The sequence below is a fragment of the Kitasatospora sp. NRRL B-11411 genome (assembly GCF_000721345.1).
Lineage (GTDB): Bacteria > Actinomycetota > Actinomycetes > Streptomycetales > Streptomycetaceae > Kitasatospora > Kitasatospora cineracea.
Genome location: NZ_JOGH01000203.1, coordinates 1 through 7,671, shown reverse-complemented (window position 1 = coordinate 7,671; position 7,671 = coordinate 1). Strand labels below are relative to the sequence as shown.

The 7,671-nt window shown below is 76.0% G+C and carries 8 protein-coding genes and 1 pseudogene; 4 read left to right on the top strand and 5 right to left on the bottom strand.

Annotated elements, in window-relative coordinates; all coding sequences use genetic code 11:
* Positions 1-80: 80 nt before the first annotated feature.
* The 4 genes from IH44_RS0138430 to IH44_RS0138415 all read left to right on the top strand — a co-directional run bounded on the left by IH44_RS0138430 (position 81) and on the right by IH44_RS0138415 (position 3,945).
* On the top strand, positions 81-647 hold the full coding sequence (locus IH44_RS0138430) for a TetR family transcriptional regulator (RefSeq protein WP_063759770.1): 567 nt from the start codon (positions 81-83) through the stop codon (positions 645-647).
* Positions 648-745: 98 nt separating this feature from the next.
* On the top strand, positions 746-1,564 hold the full coding sequence (locus IH44_RS0138425) for a serine protease (RefSeq protein WP_030464500.1): 819 nt from the start codon (positions 746-748) through the stop codon (positions 1,562-1,564).
* Positions 1,565-1,717: 153 nt separating this feature from the next.
* Entirely contained in the window at positions 1,718-2,314 is a 597-nt protein-coding gene (locus IH44_RS0138420; protein ID WP_030464499.1) for a TetR/AcrR family transcriptional regulator, read from the top strand.
* A complete protein-coding gene (locus IH44_RS0138415; RefSeq protein ID WP_030464498.1) occupies positions 2,314-3,945 on the top strand; it encodes an isovaleryl-CoA dehydrogenase in 1,632 nt (543 codons plus the stop codon). Before IH44_RS0138420 ends, IH44_RS0138415 begins: the two co-directional genes overlap by 1 nt.
* 23 nt (positions 3,946-3,968) lie before the next feature.
* Here the strand turns inward: IH44_RS0138415 and IH44_RS0138410 are convergent, their stop codons facing one another.
* From IH44_RS0138410 to IH44_RS0138390, 5 genes and pseudogenes are all read right to left on the bottom strand, one after another.
* The gene (locus IH44_RS0138410) at positions 3,969-5,183 is read right to left on the bottom strand and encodes a HAMP domain-containing sensor histidine kinase (protein ID WP_030464497.1); all 1,215 of its coding nucleotides are present in this window, start codon (positions 5,181-5,183) and stop codon (positions 3,969-3,971) included.
* A complete protein-coding gene (gene cseB / locus IH44_RS0138405) occupies positions 5,180-5,899 on the bottom strand; it encodes a two-component system response regulator CseB (RefSeq protein WP_030464496.1) in 720 nt (239 codons plus the stop codon). The genes IH44_RS0138410 and cseB overlap by 4 nt, the downstream gene beginning before the upstream one ends.
* Positions 5,896-6,663, bottom strand: coding sequence for a hypothetical protein (locus IH44_RS0138400; RefSeq protein ID WP_030464495.1), 768 nt, complete (start codon positions 6,661-6,663; stop codon positions 5,896-5,898). The genes cseB and IH44_RS0138400 overlap by 4 nt, the downstream gene beginning before the upstream one ends.
* A gap of 70 nt (positions 6,664-6,733) precedes the next feature.
* Entirely contained in the window at positions 6,734-7,417 is a 684-nt protein-coding gene (locus IH44_RS0138395) for a class F sortase (RefSeq protein WP_030464494.1), read from the bottom strand.
* Positions 7,398-7,671: pseudogene (locus IH44_RS0138390) on the bottom strand (hypothetical protein); the annotation flags it as partial. The gene IH44_RS0138395 and the pseudogene IH44_RS0138390, both read right to left, overlap by 20 nt.

The following is a 7,671-nucleotide window of genomic DNA, read 5'->3' as shown; positions in this document are numbered from 1 at the left end:
CCCCCGGCTCCACCCCCGCTCCCGCTCCCGCCCCCGCCCCCGGCGCCCGGCAGGCGCAGAAGCAGGCCAGCCGCCGCGCCCTGCTGGACGCCGCCCTCGCCCTGCTGGCCGAGCAGAACCTGAGCGGCCTGGGGGTGCGCGAGGTGACCCGGGCCGCGGGCCTCTCGCCGGCCGGGTTCTACCGGCACTTCGCGGACCTCGCGGAGCTCGGCGTGGTGCTGGTGGAGGAGTCGCTGGCCAACCTGCACGGGATGATCCGGGCGGTGTTCGCGGGCAGCGGCGAGGCCGAGCAGTTGATCGACCGCTCGGTCGAGGTGATCGCCGCGCACGTGGCCGAGCACCCCGCGTACATCCGCTTCCTGGCCCGCGAGCGGCACGGCGGGGTGAAGCCGGTCCGGGACGCCGTGGCGGCCGAACTGGCCCGCTTCGCCGAGGAGTTGGCGGCCCTGCTGGCCGTCCAGCCGGACACCGCCGACTGGTCGGCGCGGGACCGGCGGATGCTGGCCGAGCTGTACGTGGACCGGATGGTGTCCACCGCGCTGACGCTGGTCGAGGCGGACGCGGCGGAGCGGGCGGCGATCGCCCGGACGGTGCGGACCCAGTTGCGGCTGATCAACCTGGGCAGCCGCCACTGGACGGCCCATTGACGGGGCGTCAGGGGCGGCCGCACTCTTGACACGGTGTCATGGGCGCGCCAATTTGGGGGAACCCCAGTGGTACCCCCACACCCTCGAGAGGCACCCCCATGAAGAAGCCGCTCACCGGTGCGCTCTGCGCGCTGACCCTCGCCGGGGCCACCGCCCTGGCGACCGCAGCCCCCGCGTCCGCCGCCACCGTGACCTTCGCCGGCACCGTCGCGCTCAGCAACTGCTCCGGCTCCCTGGTGCGGATGCCCACCTCGGTCGACACCGACCCCGGGCTGATCCTCACCAACGGCCACTGCCTGGAGACCGGCATGCCCGCCGCCGGGCAGGTGATCACCAACCAGTCGTCCACCCGCAGCTTCACCCTGCTCAGCTCCACCGGCGGCAGCCTCGGCACGGTGCGCGCCAACCGGGTCCTGTACTCGACGATGACCGACACCGACGTCACCCTCTACCGGCTGAGCACCAGCTACGCCACCATCAAGAGCCGCTACGGGATATCCCCGCTGACCATGTCCACCACCCACCCGGTGGCCGGCAGCGCGATCAAGGTGGTCTCCGGCTACTGGAAGAAGACCTACTCCTGCAACGTCGACGGCTTCGCCTACCGGCTCAAGGAGAGCAGCTGGACCTTCAAGGACTCGGTCCGCTACACCTCCGGCTGCGACATCATCGGCGGCACCTCCGGCTCCCCGGTGGTCGACGTGAACAGCGGCCAGGTCGTCGCCGTGAACAACACGATCAACGAGAGCGGCGAGAGCTGCACCCTCGACAACCCCTGCGAGGTCGACCAGAACGGCACCGTGACGGTCCACCAGGGCATCGGCTACGCCCAGGAGACGTACACCATCCCCAACTGCTTCGCCCCGGGCAACGTGCTCGACCTGACCCGGGCCGGCTGCGTGCTGCCCCGCCCCTGACCGCACCTCCGCCACCACCGTGCAGCCGTCCGCGCATCCCCTCCGCGGACGGCTGCACGTGCGTCCGGGCCCTCCCGGGACGGGCCCTTCCTGGACGGGGCCTCCCAGGACGGGCCCTTCCTGAAGCAGTGAATCAGTGCTTCAATCCTTGGTATGGCCTACCGACGCACCCCCGCCGTCCAGGCCCGGCTGGACGACCGCCGCGAGACCGTCCTGCGGGCCGCCACCGCCCTGCTCGCCGAACGCGGCTACGCCGGCTGCTCGGTGTCCGCCGTCGCCGAGCGCGCCGGCATCGCCACCGGTAGCGTCTACCAGCACTTCACCGGCAAGACCGACCTCGCCGTCACCCTGTTCCGTACCGTCTGCGGACGCGAGATCACCGCCGTCACCGAGGCCGCCGAACGCGCCGCCGACCCGCTCGACGGCATCGCCGCCCTGGTCGCCACCTTCGCCGCCCGCGCCCTGCAGTCCCCCCGGCTCGCCTACGCGCTGCTCGCCGAACCCGCCGACCAGGACGTCGAAGCCGAACGCCTGGTCTTCCGCCGCGCCTTCCGCGACCTGATCGCCGGCCGGATCGACCGGGCCGCCGCCCTCGGCCAACTCCCCGCCCAGAACGCCGAACTGACCGCCGCCGCGATCGTCGGCGCGATCGGCGAGGCCCTGGTCGGACCGCTCACCGACGGCCGCCCGCCCGAGACCGTCCTGCCCGACCTCGTCACCTTCACCCTGCGCGCCCTCGGAGGCCACTGATGGCAACCACCCACGAGGTCACCAACCAGGTGCCCGACCCCTACGGCCACGACGTCGCCGCCGACCCCACCCTGCTGGCCGCCCTGCACCGGGCCGGCGCCGACTGGGCCGCCGACGAACTGCACGCCCTCGGCCGGCTGGCCGGCACCGAACAGGCCGCCGACTGGGCCCGGCTCGCCAACGACCACCCGCCCGTCCTGCGCACCCACGACCGCTACGGCCACCGCATCGACGAGGTCGAGTTCCACCCGTACTGGCACGAGCTGATGCGCACCGCCGTCGAGCACGGCCTGCACGCCGCCCCCTGGCGCGACGACCGCCCCGGCGCGCACACCGCCCGGGCCGCCAAGTTCTACGTCTGGGGCCAGGTCGAGGCCGGCCACACCTGCCCGGTCTCGATGACCTACGCCGCCGTCCCCGCTCTGCGCACCACCCCCGACCTCGCCGCCGCCTACGAACCGCTGCTCGCCGCCCGGGAGTACGACTTCGGCCTGCGCGAACCGCACGGCAAGCGCGGACTGATCGCCGGCATGTCGATGACCGAGAAGCAGGGCGGCTCCGACGTCCGCGCCAACACCACCCGCGCCGTCCCCACCGCCGACGGCACCTACCGCCTCACCGGCCACAAGTGGTTCACCTCCGCCCCCATGTCGGACGTCTTCCTCACCCTCGCCCAGGCCCCCGGCGGACTCTCCTGCTTCCTGCTGCCCCGCGTCCTGCCCGACGGCACCCGCAACGCGCTGCGCCTGCAGCGCCTCAAGGACAAGCTCGGCAACAAGTCCAACGCCTCCGCGGAACTCGAGTACGAGGACGCGACGGGCTGGCTGGTCGGCGAGGAGGGCCGCGGCGTGCGGACCATCATCGAGATGGTCAACATGACCCGGCTCGACTGCACCACCGGCGCCGCCTCCGCGATGCGCCACGGCGCGCTGCGCGCCCTGCACCACGCGAGCCACCGGCGGGCCTTCGGCAAGGACCTGGTCGACCAGCCGCTGATGCGCAACGTCCTCGCCGACCTGGTCGTCGAGTCCGAGGCCGCCACCGCCGTCGCCATGCGGCTGGCCGAGGCCACCGACCGGGCCCTGGCCGGGGACGAGCAGGAGGCCCGGCTGCGCCGGCTGGGCCTGGCCGTCGCCAAGTACTGGGTCTGCAAGCGCGGCCCCGGCCACGCCGCCGAAGCGCTCGAGTGCCTCGGCGGCAACGGCTACGTCGAGGAGTCCGGCATGCCCCGGCTCTACCGGGAGGCCCCGCTGGTCTCCATCTGGGAGGGCTCCGGCAACGTCGCCGCGCTCGACGCGCTGCGGGCGATGGCCCGCCAACCGGAGAGCGTGGCCGCCCTGTTCGCCGAACTCGACACCGCGAGCGGCCTCGACGCCCACTACGACACCGCCCTCGCCGACCTCCGCAAGGACCTCGCCGACCCCGAGCACCTCGAGTACCGCACCCGCCACCTGGTCGAACGGCTCGCCCTCACCCTCCAGGCGTCCCTCCTGCTGCGCCACGGCCACCCCGCCGTCGCCGAAGCCTTCACCGCCACCCGCCTCGGCGGCCGCTCCGGCCTCGCCTACGGCACCCTGCCGACCGGCCTGGACACCGCCGCGATCCTCGGCCGGATCCCCGAACTGCCCTGACCCGCAAGGATCATGACGGAGCGTCAGTGATTCGGGCCGGGCAGCACCAGGCGGGCCGAGGCGCCGCCGTCCGGGTGGTTGGCCAGCTCCAGCCGGGCGCCGACCGCCTCGGCGTGGCCCTGGGCGATGGTCAGGCCCAGGCCGTGGCCGCCGCCGCGCTCGCGGGCCCCGGTGCGGAAGCGGCGGGGGCCCTCGCGGAGCACCTCCTCCGGGTAGCCGGGGCCGTGGTCGCGGACGGTGACGGCGGTGCCCTCGGCGCTGACCAGGACCGGCGGGCGGCCGTGCCGGTGGGCGTTGGCCAGCAGGTTGGCCAGCACCCGCTCGAAGCGGCGCGGGTCGGTGCTGACCACCGCGTCGGTGGCGATCCGCAGCTCGGCCCCGGTGCCGGCGGCGGCCACCGCCCGGGACAGCAGCGGCCCCAGCGGCAGGTCGGCCGGCTCCGCCGGGTCGGCCCCGGAGTCCAGCCGGGAGACCTCCAGCAGGTCCTCGGTCAGGTCGCGCAGCGCGCGCACCCGGTTGCGGACCAGCTCGGTCGGCCGGCCCGGCGGCAGCAGCTCGGACGCGGTCAGCAGGCCGGTCAGCGGGGTGCGCAGCTCGTGCGCCACGTCGGCGGTGAAGCGCTGCTCGCCCGCCAGCCGGCTGCGCAGCGCCGCGGACATCGAGTCGACCGCGGCGGCCAGCTCGGCCACCTCGTCGCGGGGCCGGCCCAGCGGCCCGATCCGGGCGTCCGGGTCGCCCCGGGCGATGGTGCGGGCGGTGCGGGCGGCGGTGCGCAGCCGGCTGCTGATCCGGTCGGCGGCCAGCACCCCGGCCAGCACGGTGACCAGGACGGACAGCGCGGCGCCGACCGCCACGGCGCGGTCCAGGTCGGCGATCGCCCGGGCGTCCTCGGCGTAGTCCATCCGCACCGACAGCACCCGCCCGTCGGCGCCCGCGGCGGCCCACATCGCGGGGCCGTTCGGGCCGGGGGCGAGCACCGAGCCCTGCCGGCCGCGCTCGGCGAGCCGGCGCAGGTCGGCGGGCAGCGCCGGGTCGTCGGCGGCGGCGTGCCAGCCCGCGACCAGGTCGCCGGTGGCGTCGTAGCCGGTGAGCACCGAGTCCAGGGCGGTCGTCGCGGACTTGCGGGCCTGGTCGGTGTGCTGGCGCACCGACGCCTGGTGGACCAGGACGCCCACCGCGAGCGCGACCAGGCAGGAGACCAGCGCGATCACGGCGGCGATCTGCCGCCGGAGCGTCACGGCGTCCGCCGCAGCTTGTAGCCGAAGCCCCGGACGGTCTCGATCCGGGCGGCGCCGATCTTCGCCCGCAGCCGCTGGACGTGCACGTCGACCACCCGGCTGTCGGCGCCCCAGGAGTAGTCCCAGACCCGCTCCAGCAGGGTCTGGCGCTCCATCACCACGCCCGGCGCGGCGGTGAACTCCAGCAGCAGCCGCAGCTCGGTCGGGGTGAGCGGCACCGGGCGCCCGGCCACCTTGACCTCCATCGCGCCGGTGTCCACCTCCAGGTCGTCGATCACCCGCACCGGGTGCGCCGGGCCCGGGGCGGCGGCGGGGGAGAGCTGGTCCGGCTCGAAGGAGGTGCGCCGCAGCACGCTGCGGATCCGGGCCACCAGCACCGCGGTCTCGAACGGCTTGACCACGTAGTCGTCGGCGCCCGCCTCCAGGCCGGAGATCACGTCGATCGGCTCGGTGCGGGCCGACATCATCAGGATCGGCAGCCGGCTCTCCTCGCGGATCCGCCGGCACAGCCCGACCCCGTCCAGCAGCGGCAGCATCACGTCGAGCAGCAGCAGGTCCGGCGGGGCGGCGCGGAAGCGCTCCAGGCCCTCCAGGCCGTCGCCCGCGGTGTCTACGGGGAAGCCGTAGCGTTCCAGGGCGAGCTGGGTGGTCTCGCGGATCACCTCGTCGTCCTCGACCAGCAGGATGCGCGGGGCGCCGGGCACGGGAGTGGTCATCGGGTCCTCGTCGGAACGGGCCGGACGGCGGCGCCGCCCGGGGCGGCCGGGGCCGGGGCGACGGTCGGCCCGGCGGCCGGGGGAGCGGTCGGGGTGGCGCTGGGGACGGGTGTCGGCGCGATCAGCACCACCGACCCGCAGGTCTCGACCGGCGGGCAGCCGGAGACGTCCACGCCCGGGCCGAGCACCTTGACCCGCTGGTCGACCAGGACCAGCCGGTCCTCGCTCCAGCGGTAGGTGAGGCTCCTCTCGACGGACGGGGCGGTGGGCTCGCGGACGATCAGGTCGGTGCCGACGGTCTCGGCGCCGAAGCTCGGCAGCACCGCCACGGCCAGCACCGGCAGCACCCGGCGCTCGCGCAGGGCGTAGACGTGCAGCACGGCCCGCGGCGCGTCGGGGGCCGCGTCGAACAGCACGGCGGTCAGCAGTTCGGGGCTGCCGTCCCCGTCGAGGTCGCGGTACTGGGCGGGGCGGACCTCGCAGCCGGTGCACCCGTGCTCCAGGGCGGCCCGCTCCTCCGGGCCGAGGGCCGGGTCGGCGGCGAGCACCGTCCGGGCGTCGGTCCCGGCCAGGGTGTCGGCCGTCAGCCCGGGCAGCGGCACGGGCGCCTCCCGTCCGTCCCGCTGCCCGGGCTGGACGATCGGCACGGGGGACGGGAGGGACGACCACAGCGGCTGCGGGCTCGGGTGCGAGCGGACCGGCCGGGCCGCCCCGGCGTCCTCCAGGGCGCCGGGCGACCGGCAGCCGGTGGCGGCGAGGAGCACCGGCAGGCCGAGCAGGACGCACCTGAGCAGGGCGGTGCGGAGGGGCCGGGTCCTGGCGGCGGGCGGCGGGTCAGGACCCGGCCGGCAGCGGGTCGGCGAAGACCACGATGTTGTCGGAGTAGTGGCCGTTGCCGCCGAGGGTGCCGCCGCAGGTGACCAGCCGCAGCTGCGGGCCCGCGGTGGCGCCGTACACCAGCTCGGTGGGGAACGCGTCCTTGGCGTACTGGTGCAGCTCGCGCACCCGGTAGGAGAAGGTGCTGCCGTCCTGCCGCCGGACGTCGACCCGGTCGCCCGGGCGCAGCCCCGGCAGGCCGTGGAACACCGCCGGGCCCTTGCGGGTGTTGTAGTGCCCGAGCAGGACGGTCGGCCCGTCCCCGCCGGGCACCGGCCCGTTGCGGTACCAGCCGACCTGCCCGGGCCGGTCGAGCGGCGGCACCTCCACGGTGCCGTCCGGGTTGAGGCCGACCCCCTGCACCGGCGCGTCCACCCCGATCCGGGGCACCAGCAGGCGCACCGGCGGCGAGGACGGCGCCGGGGCGACCGCACCGGGGACGGGACCGGGGCTGGTGACCGGCGCTGCCGCCGCGGCGACCGGCCGGGCCGGGCCGCTCACGGCGATCCGCACCGGCGCGGGCGCGGAGCCGCGGGAGGCCGCCACCGTCACCCCGCCGGCCAGCAGCAGCCCGACCGCCAGGGCCGGCGCCCACCAGCGGCGCCGGACCCGGCGGTACGCATCAGCCGCGGGCGGCGGCACGGCGTCGGACGACGAGCAGGCCGATCCCCACCGCACCGGCCGCGGCCAGCCCGGCCCCGAGCACGAGCCCGGTCGCCGAACCGCCGTCGACCGCCCCTTCGCCGGTCTGCGCCCCGCCCTTGGGCAGGGCGGCGCTCCCGCCCCAGCGGACCCCGGGCGCCCCGGCCGTGGCGGTCGGGCTGCTGCTGGCCGGCGGGGTGACGGTGGCGGCCTCCCGCGGCTCCGCGCCCGCGCCGGTGCGGATCGCCGTGAGC

Coding starts and splice junctions, on each gene's coding strand:
- IH44_RS0138425 (WP_030464500.1), top strand. CDS start 746: ATGAAGAAGCCGCTCACCGGTGCGCTCTGCGCGCTGACCCTCGCCGGG.
- IH44_RS0138420 (WP_030464499.1), top strand. CDS start 1,718: ATGGCCTACCGACGCACCCCCGCCGTCCAGGCCCGGCTGGACGACCGC.
- IH44_RS0138415 (WP_030464498.1), top strand. CDS start 2,314: ATGGCAACCACCCACGAGGTCACCAACCAGGTGCCCGACCCCTACGGC.
- cseB (WP_030464496.1), bottom strand. CDS start 5,899: ATGACCACTCCCGTGCCCGGCGCCCCGCGCATCCTGCTGGTCGAGGAC.